The 17,105-nt window shown below is 74.6% G+C and carries 14 protein-coding genes; 7 read left to right on the top strand and 7 right to left on the bottom strand.

The window, feature by feature from the left end:
* Positions 1 to 195 precede the first annotated feature (195 nt).
* Positions 196 to 894, bottom strand: a complete 699-nt coding sequence (locus tag JE024_RS19390; RefSeq protein WP_205374791.1) for a copper homeostasis protein CutC — start codon at positions 892 to 894, stop codon at positions 196 to 198.
* Positions 895 to 1,142: 248 nt separating this feature from the next.
* Here JE024_RS19390 and JE024_RS19385 point away from each other — a divergent pair, with 248 nt between their 5' ends.
* The 3 genes from JE024_RS19385 (at position 1,143) to JE024_RS19375 (ending at position 5,857) form a co-directional block, all read left to right on the top strand.
* A complete protein-coding gene (locus JE024_RS19385) occupies positions 1,143 to 3,413 on the top strand; it encodes a heavy metal translocating P-type ATPase (protein WP_205374790.1) in 2,271 nt (756 codons plus the stop codon).
* Positions 3,414 to 3,837: 424 nt separating this feature from the next.
* Positions 3,838 to 4,545 carry an HD domain-containing protein gene (locus JE024_RS19380; protein ID WP_205374789.1) on the top strand — a complete coding sequence of 236 codons (708 nt, stop codon included), beginning with the start codon at positions 3,838 to 3,840 and terminating at the stop codon, positions 4,543 to 4,545.
* Between the two features lie 88 nt (positions 4,546 to 4,633).
* The gene (locus JE024_RS19375; protein ID WP_205376617.1) at positions 4,634 to 5,857 is read left to right on the top strand and encodes a Cmx/CmrA family chloramphenicol efflux MFS transporter; all 1,224 of its coding nucleotides are present in this window, start codon (positions 4,634 to 4,636) and stop codon (positions 5,855 to 5,857) included.
* Positions 5,858 to 6,063: 206 nt separating this feature from the next.
* On the opposite strand, the gene JE024_RS19370 is transcribed toward JE024_RS19375, so the two are convergent.
* Positions 6,064 to 6,333, bottom strand: coding sequence for a DUF4031 domain-containing protein (locus tag JE024_RS19370; protein WP_205374788.1), 270 nt, complete (start codon positions 6,331 to 6,333; stop codon positions 6,064 to 6,066).
* Positions 6,330 to 6,686, bottom strand: coding sequence for a DUF8819 family protein (locus JE024_RS19365; protein ID WP_205374787.1), 357 nt, complete (start codon positions 6,684 to 6,686; stop codon positions 6,330 to 6,332). Before JE024_RS19365 ends, JE024_RS19370 begins: the two co-directional genes overlap by 4 nt.
* Before the next feature lie 67 nt (positions 6,687 to 6,753).
* Here JE024_RS19365 and JE024_RS19360 point away from each other — a divergent pair, with 67 nt between their 5' ends.
* Both JE024_RS19360 and murQ read left to right on the top strand, forming a co-directional pair.
* Positions 6,754 to 7,671 carry a MurR/RpiR family transcriptional regulator gene (locus JE024_RS19360; protein WP_205374786.1) on the top strand — a complete coding sequence of 306 codons (918 nt, stop codon included), beginning with the start codon at positions 6,754 to 6,756 and terminating at the stop codon, positions 7,669 to 7,671.
* Positions 7,672 to 7,778: 107 nt separating this feature from the next.
* Positions 7,779 to 8,705 carry an N-acetylmuramic acid 6-phosphate etherase gene (murQ, locus tag JE024_RS19355; protein ID WP_205374785.1) on the top strand — a complete coding sequence of 309 codons (927 nt, stop codon included), beginning with the start codon at positions 7,779 to 7,781 and terminating at the stop codon, positions 8,703 to 8,705.
* A 488-nt stretch (positions 8,706 to 9,193) separates the two neighbouring features.
* Here the strand turns inward: murQ and JE024_RS19350 are convergent, their stop codons facing one another.
* Positions 9,194 to 9,874: an ABC transporter ATP-binding protein gene (locus tag JE024_RS19350; protein ID WP_205374784.1), complete on the bottom strand. Its 681-nt coding sequence runs from the start codon at positions 9,872 to 9,874 to the stop codon at positions 9,194 to 9,196.
* 43 nt (positions 9,875 to 9,917) lie between these two features.
* Positions 9,918 to 11,393: an ABC transporter permease gene (locus JE024_RS19345; RefSeq protein WP_205374783.1), complete on the bottom strand. Its 1,476-nt coding sequence runs from the start codon at positions 11,391 to 11,393 to the stop codon at positions 9,918 to 9,920.
* Positions 11,394 to 11,681: 288 nt separating this feature from the next.
* Between JE024_RS19345 and JE024_RS19340 the strand changes: the two genes are divergently transcribed.
* Together JE024_RS19340 and JE024_RS19335 are read left to right on the top strand one after the other, a co-directional pair.
* Positions 11,682 to 12,275 carry an ArsR/SmtB family transcription factor gene (locus JE024_RS19340; protein WP_205374782.1) on the top strand — a complete coding sequence of 198 codons (594 nt, stop codon included), beginning with the start codon at positions 11,682 to 11,684 and terminating at the stop codon, positions 12,273 to 12,275.
* Complete coding sequence (locus tag JE024_RS19335) at positions 12,272 to 13,573, top strand: MFS transporter (RefSeq protein WP_205374781.1); 1,302 nt, start codon at positions 12,272 to 12,274, stop codon at positions 13,571 to 13,573. The genes JE024_RS19340 and JE024_RS19335 overlap by 4 nt, the downstream gene beginning before the upstream one ends.
* A 177-nt stretch (positions 13,574 to 13,750) precedes the next feature.
* Here the strand turns inward: JE024_RS19335 and JE024_RS19330 are convergent, their stop codons facing one another.
* Together JE024_RS19330 and JE024_RS19325 are read right to left on the bottom strand one after the other, a co-directional pair.
* Positions 13,751 to 15,568, bottom strand: a complete 1,818-nt coding sequence (locus JE024_RS19330; protein ID WP_205374780.1) for a S8 family peptidase — start codon at positions 15,566 to 15,568, stop codon at positions 13,751 to 13,753.
* A 460-nt stretch (positions 15,569 to 16,028) separates the two neighbouring features.
* Positions 16,029 to 17,057 carry a hypothetical protein gene (locus JE024_RS19325; protein ID WP_205374779.1) on the bottom strand — a complete coding sequence of 343 codons (1,029 nt, stop codon included), beginning with the start codon at positions 17,055 to 17,057 and terminating at the stop codon, positions 16,029 to 16,031.
* Positions 17,058 to 17,105 lie beyond the last annotated feature (48 nt).

Raw genomic sequence — 17,105 nt, 5'->3', positions numbered from 1 at the left:
CCGGGCAGCACCCCGGGGAGCTCGCTCGCGCGGGCGGTACGCGTGCCGCCACGGGACGCCCCCCAGCGGCCCGGCGGCGCCGGGGGCACCGCAGGTGTTCGCCCGCACGGGCGGCCCTGCCCCGGGAGCCGGGAAGCCCGCCGGGGGCGGTCGCGCCCCCGGGAGCAGGCCCCGGGTGTGCCGCCCGCCCGAGGGCTACGCGTCGAGGGCGTCGCGCCAGGCGCGGACGGCGGTGGCGGAGACGGGGGCGGTCCAGCCCGAGGGGCGGGCCGCGCCGCCGATGTGGAACGCGGTGAGCCCGGCCCGGCGCAGTTCGGGGACGTGCTCCAGCCGGAGGCCGCCGCCGACGAGCAGCGTCGGCTCGTAGCCCGGCTCGCTGTGGCGGGCCGCCTCGGCGACGAGGGTCGGGAGTCCGTCGTCCACCCCGGCCGGGGAGCCGGCCGTCAGATAGGTGTCCAGGCCGGGGACGTCCGCGAGCTGCTTGCGCAGGGCGTCGCGGTCGGCCGCCCGGTCGATGGCGCGGTGGAACGTCCAGGCGCAGCCGTCGATGACGGTCACCAGGCGCTCGACGGTGACGAGGTCCGGCAGCCCGTGGTCGTCCAGGAAGCCGAGCACGAACTCCTCGGCCCCCGCGTCCCGCAGCGTCGCCGCGGTGCGCACCAGGGTGTCGACGTCGTCGGGGCCGCCCGCGGCGAAGCCGTCGGTGAGGCGGAGCATCACCCGCAGCGGGATGTCCACGGCGTCGCGGATGCGGCGGAAGGTCTCGGTCGGCGGGGTCAGGCCGTCGGCCGCCATGTCGGTGACCAGCTCCAGCCGGTCGGCTCCACCGGCCCGGGCGGCGACCGCGTCCTGTGCGTCGAGGGCGATCACCTCAAGGAGTGCACGGTTGCTCATGGGGCCCATTCCTCCAGGAAGTACGGCTAACGGGGCGGCGCGGCTCCGACGAGCCCGCCCAACAGGTCTAGTCCAATGTCCACCCTAATGCCCATCCGGCTCCCAGGCAGCAGCACACGACCCCCTCACCCCTCGGATTCCCCGTCGGCGCTTGCCTCATATACAGGGAGGGGGTATACAAGAGGTGCAAGATACCCCCAGGGGGTATCCTCGCAGTAGGATACGAGACCGACGAAGGAGCACCGGAGATGCCGACCGCAGCCGCTCACCCGGCCACCAGCGAAGCCCGCGAAGTGGAACTCGCCATCGGTGGCATGACCTGCGCCTCCTGTGCGGCCCGGATCGAGAAGAAGCTCAACCGCATGGACGGCGTCGAGGCCACCGTCAACTACGCCACCGAGAAGGCGAAGGTCTCCTTCGCCGACGGCGTCGACGTGGCGGATCTCATCGCCACCGTCGAGAAGACCGGCTACACCGCCCACGAGCCCGCCCCCGTGCGCCCCGTCCGCGAGGCCGGCTCCGAGGACGACGCCGACGAGCCGGACGAGCTCGCGCCCCTGCGGCAGCGTCTGATCACCGCCGTCCTCCTCTCCGTGCCCGTGATCGCGATGGCCATGGTCCCGGCCTTCCAGTTCGAGTACTGGCAGTGGCTGAGCCTGACCCTCGCCGCACCCGTCGTCACCTACGCGGCCTGGCCCTTCCACCGCGCCGCGTTCACCAACGCCCGCCACGGCGCCGCCACCATGGACACCCTGATCTCCGTCGGCACCTCGGCGGCCTTCCTGTGGTCCCTGTGGGCGCTCTTCTTCGGCACCGCCGGCACCCCCGGGATGACCCACCCCTTCGAGTTCACCGTCACCCGCGGCGACGGCGCCGGGAACATCTACCTGGAGGCCGCGGCCGGCGTCACCGCCTTCATCCTGGCGGGCCGCTACTTCGAGGCCCGCTCCAAGCGCAAGGCGGGCGCGGCCCTGCGGGCGCTCCTGGAACTGGGCGCCAAGGAGGTCACCGTGCTGCGCGGCGGCCGGGAGGTGACCGTCCCTACGGCGGAGCTCGCGGTCGGGGACCGCTTCCTGGTCCGCCCCGGCGAGAAGATCGCCACCGACGGCACCGTCGTCGAGGGGTCGTCCGCGATCGACGCGTCCATGCTGACCGGCGAGTCCGTGCCCGTGGAGGTCTCCACCGGCGACACCGTCACCGGCGCCACCCTGAACGCCGGCGGCCGGCTCGTCGTCGAGGCCACCCGCGTCGGCTCCGACACCCAGCTCGCCCGGATGGCGAAGCTCGTCGAGGACGCGCAGAACGGCAAGGCCGCGGCCCAGCGCCTCGCCGACCGGATCTCGGCCGTCTTCGTCCCCGTCGTCATCGGCCTCGCCCTCGCGACCCTCGGCTTCTGGCTCGGCAACGGCTCCGGACTGACCGCCGCGTTCACCGCCGCCGTCGCCGTCCTGATCATCGCCTGCCCCTGCGCCCTCGGGCTCGCCACCCCGACCGCGCTCATGGTCGGCACCGGCCGCGGCGCCCAGCTCGGCATCCTGATCAAGGGGCCCGAGGTCCTGGAGACCACCCGCTCCGTCGACACGATCGTGCTCGACAAGACCGGCACCGTCACCACCGGCCGGATGACCCTGCTCGCCGTCCACACCGCCGAGGGCGTCACCGAGGACGAGGTCCTGCGCCTGGCCGGCGCGGTGGAGAACGCCTCCGAGCACCCCATCGCCCGGGCCGTCGCCGCCGGCGCCGGCGAGCGGGTCGGCACCCTGCCCGCCCCCGAGGACTTCGCCAACGTGCCCGGCCTCGGCGTGCAGGGCGTCGTCGAGGGGCACGCGGTGCTCGTCGGGCGGGAGAAGCTGCTGGGGGACTGGGCGATGGCTCTCCCGGAGGGCCTGGCCAAGGCCAAGCAGGAGGCGGAGCGCACCGGACGCACCGCGATCGCCGTCGCCTGGGACGGCGAGCCCCGCGCCGTCCTGGAGGTCGCCGACGCCGTCAAGGACACCAGCGCCGAGGCCGTCCGCCGGCTGCGCGCCCTCGGGCTCACCCCGATCCTGCTCACCGGGGACAACCGGACCGTCGCCGAGGCGGTCGCCGCGGAGGTCGGCATCGACGAGGTCATCGCGGAGGTCATGCCCGAGGACAAGGTGGACGTCGTCCGCCGTCTCCAGGCCGAGGGGCGCAGCGTCGCCATGGTCGGCGACGGCGTCAACGACGCCGCCGCGCTCGCCACCGCCGATCTGGGCCTGGCGATGGGCACCGGCACGGACGCCGCGATCGAGGCGGGCGACCTGACGCTGGTCCGCGGCGACCTGAACGCGGCCGCCGACGCGATCCGCCTCTCCCGCCGCACCCTCGGCACCATCCGGTCCAACCTCTTCTGGGCCTTCGCCTACAACGTCGCGGCCCTGCCGCTGGCCGCGGCGGGCCTGCTGAACCCGATGATCGCGGGGGCGGCGATGGCGTTCTCCTCGGTCTTCGTCGTCGGTAACTCCCTCCGCCTCCGCGGCTTCCGCCCGACGACCTGAGAACCGCCGCCCTCACACCCGAGGCGCCCTCCCTCCCGGGAGGGCGCCGCTTTTTCAGCCCGTCCGGCGAGAACCCAGCCCGTCCGGCGCTTGAGGACACGCCCGCAGGGCGTACCTCGACCACCGGGCGCGCACCTGATCCACGGCGGGACCGAGAACCAGCCCGTCCGGCGAGAACCCAGCCCGTCCGGCGCTTGAGGACACGCCCGCAGGCCGTACCTCGACCACCGGGCGCGCACCTGATCCACGGCGGCACCGAGAACCAGCCCGTCCGGCGAGAACCCAGCCCGTCCGGCGCTTGAGGACACGCCCGCAGGGCGTGCCGCGGCCACCGGCGCGCAGCCGAGCTGCACGCGCAGCCCGCTCCGGCGGGGCTCCGCCCCGCACCCCGCTGAGCCACCCCCGTCGGCGGCACAATGGGCGCATGCCCGCACTCCCCGCGCACCCCGCCCACGACGCCCTCCGCACGCGCTGGCGCACCACCCTGCTCGACGCCCTCGACACGGATGCCGCGGGCAGCACGGGCGGCACGGGCGGGCCCAGGCACCCCGACCCCGACCCCGACCACCGGTACGCCGATTCCCTGCTCGCCCGCTGGGCCGAACCGCAGCGCCGATACCACACCACCGACCACCTCGTCGCCGTCCTCGACCGGATCGACGAGCTCGCGGACCACGCCCACGACCCCGCGGTCGTCCGCCTCGCGGCCTGGTTCCACGACGCCGTCTACCTGCCGGACCGCTCCGAGAACGAGGAGCGCTCCGCCCGCCTCGCGGAACGCGCCCTCGCCGAGCTGGGCGTCGACGAGCGGCGCACCGCCGAGGTCGCCCGGCTGGTGCGCCTCACCGTCACCCACGACCCCGCCCCCGGCGACGCCGACGGCGAGGCCCTCTGCGACGCCGACCTCGCGATCCTGGCCGCCGCCCCGCAGGCGTACGCCGCCTACGCGGCGGCCGTGCGCGAGGAGTACGCCTTCGTGCCGGAGGAGGCGTTCCGCGACGGGCGGGCCGCGGTGCTGCGGCAGCTCCTGGCGCTGCCCGCGCTGTTCCGCACCCCGTACGGACGGGAGCACTGGGAGCGGGCGGCCCGCCACAACCTCACCGTGGAGCTGGAGCTGCTGGCCGCATCGTGAGACGCCCCGGCCCCGGGGAATGACAGGTACGACGCCGTCGTTGGCACCTGTCATGCCCGATCCTTCCGCACGACCCGCCGGCACCCGTATGCCGCTCGCCGTCTACATACTCGGCCTGTCCGTCTTCGCGCTCGGGACCAGCGAGTTCATGCTCTCCGGGCTGCTGCCGCCGATCGCCGAGGACATGGACGTCTCGATCCCCAGCGCCGGGCTGCTGATCTCCGCGTTCGCCATCGGCATGGTGGTCGGCGCGCCGCTGCTTGCGGTCGCGACGCTGCGGCTGCCGCGCAAGACCACCCTGGTCACGCTGATCTCGGTGTTCGGCGTCGGCCAGATCGCGGGGGCGCTGGCGCCCACGTACGAGATCCTCTTCGCCTCGCGGGTGATCAGCGCGCTGGCGTGCGCCGGCTTCTGGGCCGTGGGCGCGGCCGTCGCCATCGCGATGGTGCCCCGGACGTCACGGGCCCGGGCGATGGCCGTGATGATCGGCGGACTGTCGATCGCCAATGTGCTGGGTGTCCCGGCGGGCGCGTTCCTCGGGGAGCACCTGGGCTGGCGCTCGGCGTTCTGGGCGGTGGGCGCGGCGTCCGCGATCGCCCTCGTCGGCGTGGTGACGCTCATCCCGCGCATCCCGCTGCCCGAGCAGCGCCCCCGGCTGAAGGGCGAGCTGTCGATCTACCGCGACCGGCAGGTGTGGCTGTCGATCGCGGTGACCGCGCTCGCGGCGGGCGGCGTGTTCTGCGCCTTCTCCTACCTCGCGCCGCTGCTCACCGACGTCGCCGGGCTGCCGGACGGCTGGGTGCCGACGGTGCTGGCGCTCTTCGGCCTCGGCGCGCTGGTCGGCACGACGGTCGGCGGGCGGGTGGCCGACGCCCACCTCTTCGGCGTGCTGCTCTCCGGCACCGCCGCCTCCACCGTGCTGCTGGCGGCGCTCGCGCTGTTCGCCTCCAGCCCGGTCGCGGTGGTCGCCCTGTCGTTCCTGCTCGGCCTGTCCGCGTTCTACACGGCGCCCGCGCTCAACGCGCGCATGTTCAACGGCGCGGGCGCGGCCCCGACGCTGGCGGGCGCGACGACGACGGCGGCGTTCAACCTGGGCAACACGGGTGGACCCTGGCTGGGCGGCACCGTGATCGACGCGGGGCTCGGGTTCGCCTCGACGGCGTGGGCGGGGGCGGGGATGACGCTGGTGGCGATCGTGCTGGTCGCCGTCTCCTTGCGGCTGCACAGCCGCTCCCGTGTGGTGACGGGCTCCATGGGAGCCCCGTCCCCGATCGAGGCCCCCTCCCCCGCGTCCCTCCGCCCCACCGACTGACCGGGCCGCGCTGCTTTCGGCCCCCGCCGGACCGGGCCGCGCGCACGGGGCCGGTGCGCCCGGTGGCCGGGGCACCGCGCTGCGCGCGGTGTCCTCGATCGCCGGACGGGCTGGAGTTGCACAGCGCGGCCCGCCTCCGGAAGGGGACCCCGGACGGGCTGAGTGACAACGGCCGCCCGGAGCCGCACGCCCGTGGGGCCGAAGCGCTACGGCGGCGGGCGGTGTTTCGGGCGGCGGAGGCCCGCCGCCGTGATCCGGTGGACCAGTTCCTTCGAGCCGATCTCCACCGCCCCCGCCCCCACCGCGTCCGCGTAGCGGTGCGACGGCACGTCGTAGTGATCGCGCTCGAACGCCCGGCGCGGACACCCGATCGCGTCCGCGAAGGCGTGCAGCTCCTCGAAGGAGACGTCGCTGACCAGGTGCGACCACATGCGCCCGTGCCCGGGCCAGTTCGGCGGGTCGATGTAGACCGTCACCGCAGACTGCCCACCGGGGCCACCACGGCCCCGGCCTTCGCGCACACCCAGCGCGGATCGGCGCCCAGCTCCGGGTCGACCTCCAGCGCGTGCGGGTCGCCCGCGTCGCAGACCGGGCACAGCGGCCAGCGGCCGTACCGCTCCAGCAGCGCGTCCTGCACGTCCTGGGCCACCAGCCCCGTCACGAAGGCGGCCCCGTCGGGCCACTGCTCCACCCACCAGCGGCGGTGCGTGACGGCGTCCTCCACGAGGGAGACGACGTCCGCGTCCGCCACATCACGTGCGGCGAGGTCCGCGAGGACCATGGCCCGGGCGGCATGCAGGGCCTGCTCCAGCGGGTTCGTCTCGTCCATGGGCCCCATTGTCCCGCGCCGCCCGGGGGTCTTGACGGGGGGCGAATTCTGAAAATACCTTTCATAGGTGACCTATCCAGTGAAGGAAATTTTCAACGGTGAGGCACCGCCCGCCCCCGCCGCGCTCGCGGCGAAGGTGCGTACGCTCTCCCCGTCCATGACCCGCTCCATGCAGCGGGTCGCCGAAGCCGTCGCCGACGACCCGGCCGGCTGCGCGGCCCTCACGGTCACCGGACTCGCGGAGCTCACGGGCACCAGCGAGGCGACCGTGGTCCGCACCGCCCGTCTCCTCGGCTATCCCGGCTACCGCGACCTGCGCCTGGCCCTCGCCGGCCTCGCCGCCCACCAGCAGTCCGGCCGCGCGCCGGCCCTCACCACCGACATCGCCGTCGACGACCCGATAGGCGACGTCGTCGCCAAGCTCGCCTACGACGAGCAGCAGACCCTCGCCGACACCGCCGCCGGCCTGGACACCGTGCAGCTCGGCGCGGCGGTCGCCGCGGCCTCCACGGCCCGGCGGATCGACATCTACGGCGTCGGCGCCTCCTCGCTCGTCGGCATGGACCTGGCGCAGAAGCTGCTGCGGATCGGGCTCATCGCCCACGCCCACACCGATCCCCACCTCGCCGTGACCAACGCGGTGCAGCTCCGCTCGGGCGACGTCGCCATCGCCATCACCCACTCCGGGTCGACGGGCGACGTCATCGAGCCGCTGCGGGTGGCCTTCGACCGCGGCGCGACGACGGTCGCGATCACCGGCCGCCCGGACGGCCCCGTGACGCAGTACGCCGACCATGTGCTGACCACCTCGACGGCCCGCGAGAGCGAGCTGCGCCCGGCCGCGATGTCCTCGCGGACCAGCCAACTGCTCGTCGTCGACTGCCTGTTCATCGGCGTGGCGCAGCGCACCTACGAGTCGGCGGCTCCTGCCCTCGCCGCGTCGTACGAGGCACTCGCACACCGCCACAGCCCGCGCAGCCGCTGACCCGTCGGCACCCGCCGCAGGCACCCGCACCAGCACCCGGCACCCGCACCCGCCGCTCCCGATCCGCCCCGCCTCGCCGTACGCCCGAGAAAGCAGAGCCGCCCTCCATGACCTCCACCTACGGTGAACTCCGCGCCCAGCTCGCCTCGCTGACGACCGAGGCGTTCCGCCCCGACCTGGCCGACATCGACCGCCTGCCCACCCTGGAGATCGCGCGGATCATGAACGGCGAGGACACCTCCGTCCCCGCCGCCGTCGCCGCCCGGCTTCCCGTCATCGCCGCCGCGATCGACGCCACCGCCGAGCGGATGGCCCGCGGCGGCCGGCTGATCTACGCGGGCGCCGGCACGGCGGGGCGGCTGGGCGTGCTCGACGCGAGCGAGTGCCCGCCGACGTTCAACACCGACCCGTCGGAGGTCGTGGGCCTGATCGCGGGCGGCCCGTCGGCGATGGTCAAGGCGGTCGAGGGCGCGGAGGACAGCAAGGAACTCGCCGCGGCCGACCTGGACGCACTGAAGGCCGGCCCGGACGACACGGTGGTCGGCATCTCCGCCTCGGGCCGCACGCCGTACGCGATCGGCGCGGTGGAGCACGCGCGGGCGCTGGGAGCGCTCACCATCGGGCTGTCGTGCAACGCGGACAGCGCGCTGGGGGCGGCGGCGGAGCACGCCGTCGAGGTGGTGACCGGGCCCGAACTACTCACCGGCTCGACGCGGTTGAAGGCGGGGACGGCGCAGAAGCTGGTCCTCAACATGATCTCGACGATCACGATGATCCGCCTGGGCAAGACATACGGGAACCTGATGGTGGACGTCCGCGCCTCCAACGACAAGCTGCACGCCCGCTCCCGCAGGATCGTCGCGCTGGCGACGGACGCGTCCGACGCGGAGATCGAGGCGGCTCTGGCGGCGACGGGCGGGGAGGTGAAGCACGCGATCCTGGTGATCCTGGGAGGGGTGGACGCGGGGCGTGCGGCGTCCCTCCTCTCCGCCTCCCGCGGCCACCTCCGCGCGGCCCTCACGGAGACCGGCTGACCCTCGTGGGGCCGCCTTTCAGCCCCGCCGGACCGGGCCGCGCATCCGGGGGCGGTGCGCTTCCTTCCAGCCCCGCCGGACCGGGATGCGCACGCCGGGGCGGTGCGCCCCGGTGGCCCCGGCACGGCCTCCGGCCGTGTCCTCAAACGCCGGACGGGCTGGGAGGGTTCAGCCCCGCCGGCGTTTGAGGCGCGGGGTGCGGGGCAGAGCCCCGCCGGACCGGGCCGCGCGCACAGGGCCGGTGCGCTTCCTTTCCGCCCCGCCGGACCGGGCCGCGCGCACAGGGCCGGTGCGCTTCCTTTCAGCCCCGCCGGCGTTTGAGGCGCGGGGTGCGGGGCAGAGCCCCGCCGGACCCGGCCGCGCACCCGGGGCGGTGCACCCCGGTGGCCGCAGCACCGCGCTGCGCACGGTGTCCTCAATCGCCGGACGGGCTGAAGATGCGCACCCCGAAAACCGCACCCCACACAGGCGGAAAGGCCCCCGGGGGCTCACCCCACCTGTTCGCGGACTGTCACGCGCCCCGCGCGGATCGTCGCCACGCGGCGGGCGCGCTTCGTGAGGGCGGAGTCGTGGGTGACCATCACGAAGGTGAAGGCGTGCTCCTGCCACAGGGTCTCCAGGACGTCCATCACCTCGTCCCGCATCGACTCGTCGAGATTCCCGGTCGGTTCGTCGGCGAGCAGTACCGCCGGGCGCTTCACCAGCGCCCGCGCGATCGCCACCCGCTGCTGCTGCCCGCCGGACAGCTCCCCCGGCACGTGGCGCAGCCGCTCCCCGAGCCCCACCGACGCCAGCGCGTCGGCCGCGCGTTCGCGGCGTTCGGCGGCGCGCAGGCCGAGGGGGACGAGCGCGGTCTCCACGTTCTCCTGGGCGGTCAGCGTCGGGATCAGGTTGAACCCCTGGAAGACGAACCCGATCTTCTCCGCGCGCACCCGGGTCAGCCGGGCCTCCGGCAGGGTCGCGAGGTCCGTGCCGTCGAGCAGCACGCTCCCCTCGGTCGGCCGGTCGAGCCCTCCGAGCATCTGGAGCAGCGTGGACTTGCCGCCCCCGGTCGGGCCCTTGATCACCAGGCGGTCGCCGTCCTCGATGGTGAGGTCGACCCCGTCGAGGGCGCGTACGGTGTCCTTGCCCCGCCGGTAGCCCTTGGTGACGCCGCTGAGCTGGTACATCTGCAACTCCTGTTGTGCGATGGGGAAAGGGTGGCGTGGCGCGTCACTCGACGCGGCGCAGCGCGTCCGCCGGACGCAGGCGCGAGGCGCGCCAGCCGCCGAAGCCGCCCGCCACCAGCCCGCCGGCGACGGCGAGCGCGACGGCCAGGCCGATGGTGGTCAGCGAGACGGGCGCGGTGAGCACGATGTCCAGGGCGCGTGCGGAGGCCCCGGGGCCGTCGCCGCCGCCCGGGCCGCCGGCCCGCATCCCGCCGCCGAAGCCGCCCTGGGCGGCCCCGCCGCCCGCCGCACCGCCCAGTTGGGCGGTCAGCGTGGGGCTGAAGGTGGTGATGAGCCAGGCGCCCAGCAGTCCGAGGCCGATGCCGAGCGCACCGCCGACGAGTCCGTTGACGAGCGCCTCGCCGGCGACCTGCCGGGTGACCCGGCCGCTGCGCCAGCCCAGCGCCTTCAGGGTGCCGAACTCCCGCACCCGGCGGCTGACGGCGGCGGACGTCAGCAGTCCGGCCACCAGGAACGCCGCGGCGAGCACCAGCCAGGAGAGCCACTTGCCGACGCCGGAGGCGAGGTCGGACGCGGTGGACAGGGAGCCGGAGACGGTGTCGGCGAGGTCGGCGGAGGTGGTCACCGTGGTGCCGGAGATGTTCTTCTGGATGGCCTGCTTGACCCCGTCGATCCGCTGCGAGTCGGTGGCCTTGACGTAGACGGTGGTCACCTTGCCCGCGGCGTCGGCGAGGGTCTGGGCCTCGGCGAGCGGGAGGTAGACGTCGGCCGTGGCGTCCCCGCTGTCGGCGGTGGCGATCCCGATGACCTTGTACGCGGTGCCGGAGACGGTGAGGGTCCCGCCGACGGCGAGTTCCTTCTCCTTGGCCCAGGCGCTGTCGAGGACGGCCACGTCGGCCTTCGCGTCGGCCTCGGTGAAGGCGCGCCCGGAGGTGATCTTCGAGGAGGTCAGCGGGCCGAGGTCCTGCTTCGTCACGTCCGTCCCGTAGGCGCTGTACGAGTCGACGTCGAAGGCGGCGCCGCCGCCGCGGACCTCGCCGCCGCCGGTGCCCCCGCCGCCCGCTCCGGGGCCGCCCTGACGGGGCATCTGCTGCACCTCGCCGCGCGTGAACGCGCCGTCGACCTTCATGACGCGGATGCTGAGCCCGCCGACGGCGTCGGCGACGCCGTCCTGGCCGGCGACGTCGGACACGGTGGCCGCCGGGAGCGACTCGAAGCCCTGGACCATCACGATGTCCTGGCTCTGCTCGGCGTCGTCGCCGCTGTCCTGCGCGTCGAACTCGAACCGGGGCCGCCGCACGGTCTGGCCCTCGCCGGGCGGTTCCGCGGCCTTGGTGACGGTCATGTCGGTGCCGAGTCCGTAGAGGGATTCGAGGACCTTGTCCTGCGCCCGGTTCATGCCGGACGCCACGGAGTTGACGACGATGACCAGGGCGATGCCGAGGGCGAGCCCCGAGGCGACGACGAGCGCCGCCTTCCTGCGGCGGCGCAGTTCGCGCCGGAGGTAGGTGAAGAACATGGCGCGAACGTAGAGGCGCGGTGTGATGGCGGGTTAAGACCCGGATGAGAGCCGCATGAGTGCGCTCACACCCCCGCCGCACCGCGCCCCGCACGCCACACCCCCCGCCGCACCGCGCCCCGCCCCGCACGCCACGCCCGCGCCGCACCCCGCTCCGCCGCATTCCCCGCTCCGCCCCCGCCGCACCCCGCTCCGCACTCCGGCGGGGCACCCGCATCCGCGCACTTTGCCAAACAAATTTTGCAAAAACTCTTTTGCAGAACCGCCCCCGCGCCCTACGCTCCCCCCATGCCCACTCCCCTCACCCGCCGCGTCCTCGACCCGCGCCAGGACACGGCCGCGCTGAAGGCGCTCACCCACCCGCTGCGGATCCGGCTGCTCGGGCTGCTGCGCCAGCACGGCCCGGCGACAGCCAGCGAACTGGCCGAGCGGACGGGCGAGTCGTCCGCGTCCACCAGCTACCACCTGCGCGTCCTCGCCAAGTACGCCTTCATCGCCGAGGCCGAGCACCGCGACGGACGCGAGCGCCGCTGGCGGTCCGTGCACGACGTGACGAGCTGGTCCAACGCCGCGATGACGGACTCCCCGGAGACCAGGGCCTTCGTGGACGCCGCCCGCCGCGCCCAGTTGGAGCACCTGGAGCGGTCGCTCGCCGCCCACCTCGCGGACACCGGGGCCGGCCGCCTCGGCCCCGAGTGGACGGAGCCGTCCGGCTTCACGGACCTGGTGCTGCGCCTCACCCCCGAGTCGCTGACCGAGCTGTGGGACACCTTCCACCGCACGGCGCTCGAACTGGCCGCGCGGGACGAGGGCGACGCCCGCGGCGCCCAGGTCGTGCTGTTCGCCGCCGGTCTCCCCGTCAGCGGGGAGGAGGAGGCATGAGCGCCGTCCTCGACCCGGTGGCGGCCCGCCGCCGCTTCGCCGCCGTCACCTTCCTCTTCTGGCTCCCGGTCGGGATGTACATCCCGTCGCAGGTCCTGCTGTTCACCGAGCGGGGCATGACGCTGGCCACCGTCGCGGCACTCTTCGCCGTGCACTCCTTCACCGTCTCCGCGCTCGAACTGCCCACCGGCGGGCTGTCGGACGTCCTCGGACGGCGGCCCGTGCTCGCCGCGGCGGGCGTGCTCAACCTCGGCGCGCTGCTGCTGGCGGCGCTCGGCGACAGCGTGTGGATGCTGGTCTGCGCGATGCTGCTGCTGGGCTCCGGACGCGCCCTGTCCAGCGGCCCGGCCGAGGCCTGGTACGTCGACACCGTGCAGGCGGCCGAGGGCCCCGGCGCCGAGCTGCGCACCGGGCTCGCCCGCGGCGGCACCGCCTCAGCCGCCGCGCTCGCCGCCGGCACCCTGCTCGGCGGCTCCCTGCCGCTCGGCCTGTCCGCGCTCGGGATGGAGGCGTTCGGCACGGTCCTGCCGCTGTCGGTCCCCTCGCTGGTAGGCGCCCTGGTGTGCGCCGGCTACGTCGCCTACGTGCTCACCGCCCTCCCCGAGCCGCCCCGGCCGCCCGCCGGTCTCGGCTCGGTGCTGCGCGGCGTCCCGGCGACCGTGCTGGGCGGCCTGCGGCTCGGGAAGGGGGACGCCGTGGTGCGCCGGCTGCTCCTCACGGCGGGCGCCGCCGGCGCGGCCCTCGCCTCCATCGAACTCCTCACCCCCGGACGGGCAGCGCGGCTCACCGGCGCGGCCGAGTCGGGAGCGGTGCTCTTCGCGGTGCTGGCGTGCGCGGGCTTCGCCGGCACGGCGCTCGGCAGCCATCTCGCGCCCTGGGCTGCCCGGCTGACGGGCAGCGGCGAGCGGGCCGTGCTCGCCACCCTCGCCGTGAGCGCCACCGGTCTGCTGCTCCTCGGCGCCACGGCCGCGTCCACCGGCCCGTTCGCCCTCGCCGTCGCCGCGCTCGGCTACGCGCTGGTGTACGTGGGCTTCGGCGCGGCGGGCCCCAACGAGAACGACCTGCTGCACCGCCGCGTGACCGGTTCCGTCCGCGCGACGGCGCTGTCCGTGCAGTCCCTCGCGCTCCAGCTGGTCGGCGCCCTCGCGGGCCTCGGCGCCGGAGTCCTCCCGATCGGCCCCCTGCCCTGGCTGCTCGGCGGCGCGATCCTGCTCGCCGGCGCCCTGCTGTGGGCCCGCGCCACCCCCGCCCCGGCGCTCCCCCACCCGACCGCGGAGACGGTGCCGGACCCGGCGTGACGGCCCCGGAACGGCACCGCATGACGGCCCCGGAACAGCACCGCGCGGCGGGCCCGGTTGACGCCGTCGGGCCGGCGGGTGGGACCTCGTGGGGCGACTCCGCCGGCCCGGCGGCAGCCGGGTCCCGGGGCGGGCCGGCGGTTCACGCCGGGCGCCGCGGGGGTCTGACGGGGCCGGTCAGAAGGTCAGGCCCCAGGAGCTGATCGAGCCGGTGTCCTGGGCCGCCCGGTCCTGGACACGGAGCTTCCAGGTGCCGTTGGCGACCTCCGACGAGGCGTCGACGGTGTAGGTCGCGATGACGTTGTCCGCGCTGTCGCTGCCCGAGTACGCCTTCAGGTTGCGCACGGTGCCGTCGGGGGCGACGAGGTCGACCACCAGGTCGCCCCGGTAGGTGTGCCGGATGTCGACGGCGACCTTCAGCGTGGCCGGGGCGTTGCCGGTGACACCGGTGACGGCGATCGAGGAGGTCACCGCGGCGCCGTTGTCGGGGATGGCGACGGCGGTGGCGTTGGTGAAGGTCTTCGGGTCGGTCGGGGTGGTGCCCCCGAGGGCCGCGATCGTCTTCGCCGTGTCGGCGATGCCCGCGCCGCAGCCGCCGGTGCAGGTGCCGGGCAGCGCACGGGCGCTCGCCTTCATGGCGGTCTCGATCTGGGCCGGCGTCAGGCTCGGCTTGGCGGCCTTCATCAGCGCGGCGAGGCCCGCGATGTGCGGGGCGGCCATGCTGGTGCCCATGGACGGCTTGTACGTCTCGGTGGTCGGCGAGGTCTTGCTCGCGTTGACCGTGGAGAGGATGCCGTTCTCCGGCGTGGTGACGGTGCCGGGGGTGTCGGTGGCGCGGCGGGTCTCGCCACCGGGGGCCGAGATGTCGACCTTGGCGCCGAAGTTGGAGTAGAAGGCCCGTCCGCCCTCACGGTTGGTGGAGGCGACGGAGATGATGTTGTTGCAGTTGGCCGGGGTGAAGCCGGCGATGTCCTGGTTGCTGTTGCCCGCCGCCACGACGACCGTGGCGCCGCGGGAGACGGCTCCGTCGATCGCGTTCTGGTAGGTGCTCGGGCAGGTCGCCGAGGCGCCGCCGAGGCTCAGGTTGAGGACCTTGGCCGGGTTGGGGTTGGCCGGGACGCCGGGGACGGTGCCGCCCGAGGCCCAGGTGATGGCGTCGGCGATGTCGACGCTGGAGCCGCCGCACTTGCCGAGGACGCGCACGGGCTGGATCTTCGCGCCGTACGCGACGCCGGCGATGCCCTTGCCGTTGCCGGTGACCGCGCCGATGGTGCCGCCGACGTGGGTGCCGTGCCAGGAGGAGTCGGACGGCGTGGTGTTGGTGCCGCACTCGCCCACGGCGTACCAGTCGCCCTGGTCGGCGGGGTTGGCGTCGCGGCCGTTGTTGTCCCGGGCGCGGGCGGCGTCGGATATGAAGTCGTAGCCGCCGGATATGTTGCCGGCGAGGTCCGAGTGGGCGACGTAGCCGGTGTCGATGACGGCGACGGTCACACCGGCGCCGGTCGTGGTGGGCCAGGCGCCGGGGACGTTCATGCCGCCGGTGGCCTCGAAGAGGTCCCACTGCTTGGCGTAGTCGGTGTCGTTCGGGTCGGCCGCGACGGCCAGGGGCTGGGCGATCAGCTCCGGCTCGACGAAGGCGACGTCCGGGTCGCCACGGAACTCGGCCATCAGGTCGGCGACTTCGGCCCTGGACTTCTTCTCGCCCAGGTCGAAGACGGCGGCACCGGTGCCGGTGCGGCGCTCGAACCTGAGCTCCTGGCCGGCGTCGGCGGCCTTGTCCTGGGCGTCCGCGGCGGCGACGCCGTTGGAACGCGCCTCCTGCACACCGGACTTGTAACCGACGATCAGCCGCTCGGCGGCCACCGCGGCGGACGGGGCCGCGGTGCCGGAGGCGGCCGGGGTGACGGCGACGGCCGTGGAGGACGTCGCGGCGAGTCCCAGCAGCGTCGCCGTGGCGGCGACGGCGGACAGGGCTCTTCGGGTCGGCTTGTTCACGTGGTGGTTCCCTCTCGGGCAAAGGACGACGCTCCCTTGCGGAGGGTGCGGACACGCATCCGCAAGGGAGCAGCCGTACTGGTGGGGGGTCCACGCCCCGGCCACTGGGTGGCCGGAACATGTCACTTGGAGGAACGTAGCCAGCCGGTGACATGAGGGGAAACAGGGAGAACCCTTGCCGGACCCTCTCCCCCCGCCGTCAGGAACTTGCCGCGTCACGGGGGTCGCCGTCCGCCCCGAGGTGCGGTATTGCGGGCCGGGAACGGCCGGTTCCTACCGGGCCCGAACGGCCGCTCACCCTCGGGCCCGACCGCCCCGCCGCCCCTGCCCGGAACGGCCGGACGCGGCGGCCGTCGACCGCGCCGCCGCCCCCGGCCTGCCGCACCCCGCCCGGAAACGGCCGGACGCGCCGGCCCCCGAGGGGCCGGCGCGTCCGGACTCCGTTGCCGTGCGGCGCGGTTCAGGCGCGCAGCCGCACCCCGTGCCGGGTACGCAGCCGCTCGACCTCCCACCAGGCGATCACCGAGACGGACAGCGGCCCGCAGATCACGGCCAGGATCTGCACCAGCGGCGGGCCCGGCGGCATCCCCGCCGTCAGCAGGTTGATGGCCGCGAGCTCCCACACCAGCACACCCGTCAGCAGCGCCGGGAGCGCCGCGTGCACCTCGGAGGTGCCGAACGCCGTGCGCACCATCGTCGACGAGCCGAAGCCCACGAAGAACAGGACCCAGACGACCGGGATCAGCAGGCCGAGCGCCAGGAACGGGGACCAGACGTAGCCCTGCAACTCCTGGGTGAGCAGCATGACGCCCGCGAACATCAGCGGCACCGCGGTGAACGCGCCGAAGTACCAGAGCACCATCCGCACCGACGGCCGCAGCCGCGCCCGCATGTTCGGCCGGGCGGCCGGCGGCGCCATCCGGAACAGCAGGGTGATCACCAGCGGCGCCGTGAGCAGCAGCAGCCACGGGGTGATGGCCAGCCGCATCATGTACTGGTCCTGGATCTCCTCCCAGTCCTCCCCCGTGCCGTACGCGACGAGGATCAGCATCGAGGCGCCCAGGGCCACGTAGGCCCGCGTCTTCTGCGCCCGCCACACCTCGGGATCGTGGATCCGCCGGTGCAGGTCAGGCGGGAACTTGACGCGCGCCTGCCTCCGCGCCGACCGCGCGAGCGGGTAGAGCACGAGGATCCAGACGGGCATGCAGCAGAAGAGCAGCGACACCAGCCAGCCGCCCCGCAGCCGCCCCATGACCTCGCGCAGCGGCGGCCACTCCTCGTGCCGGAACTGCTGCCACAGGGACGGCGGCCGCGGCGGGACGTACGGCGGCACGGGCTGCGGCGGCACGTACGGGCTGCCCGGCGGCGGCCCGCCGCCGTACGGATTGCCGGGCTGCGGCCCGTACGGATTCCCACCGCCCGGCGGCTGCCCGCCGCCGTACGGATTGCCGGGCTGAGGCCCGTACGGATTGTGTCCCCCGAACGTCACGCCGATTCCCTTCCCACGCAACTCGCTGTCGTGCGGCGCCGGTCCACG

Source organism: Streptomyces zhihengii (genome assembly GCF_016919245.1).
Lineage (GTDB): Bacteria > Actinomycetota > Actinomycetes > Streptomycetales > Streptomycetaceae > Streptomyces > Streptomyces zhihengii.
The sequence above is the reverse complement of the archived record's forward strand: the minus strand, read 5'-3'. Positions and strand labels throughout refer to the sequence as shown.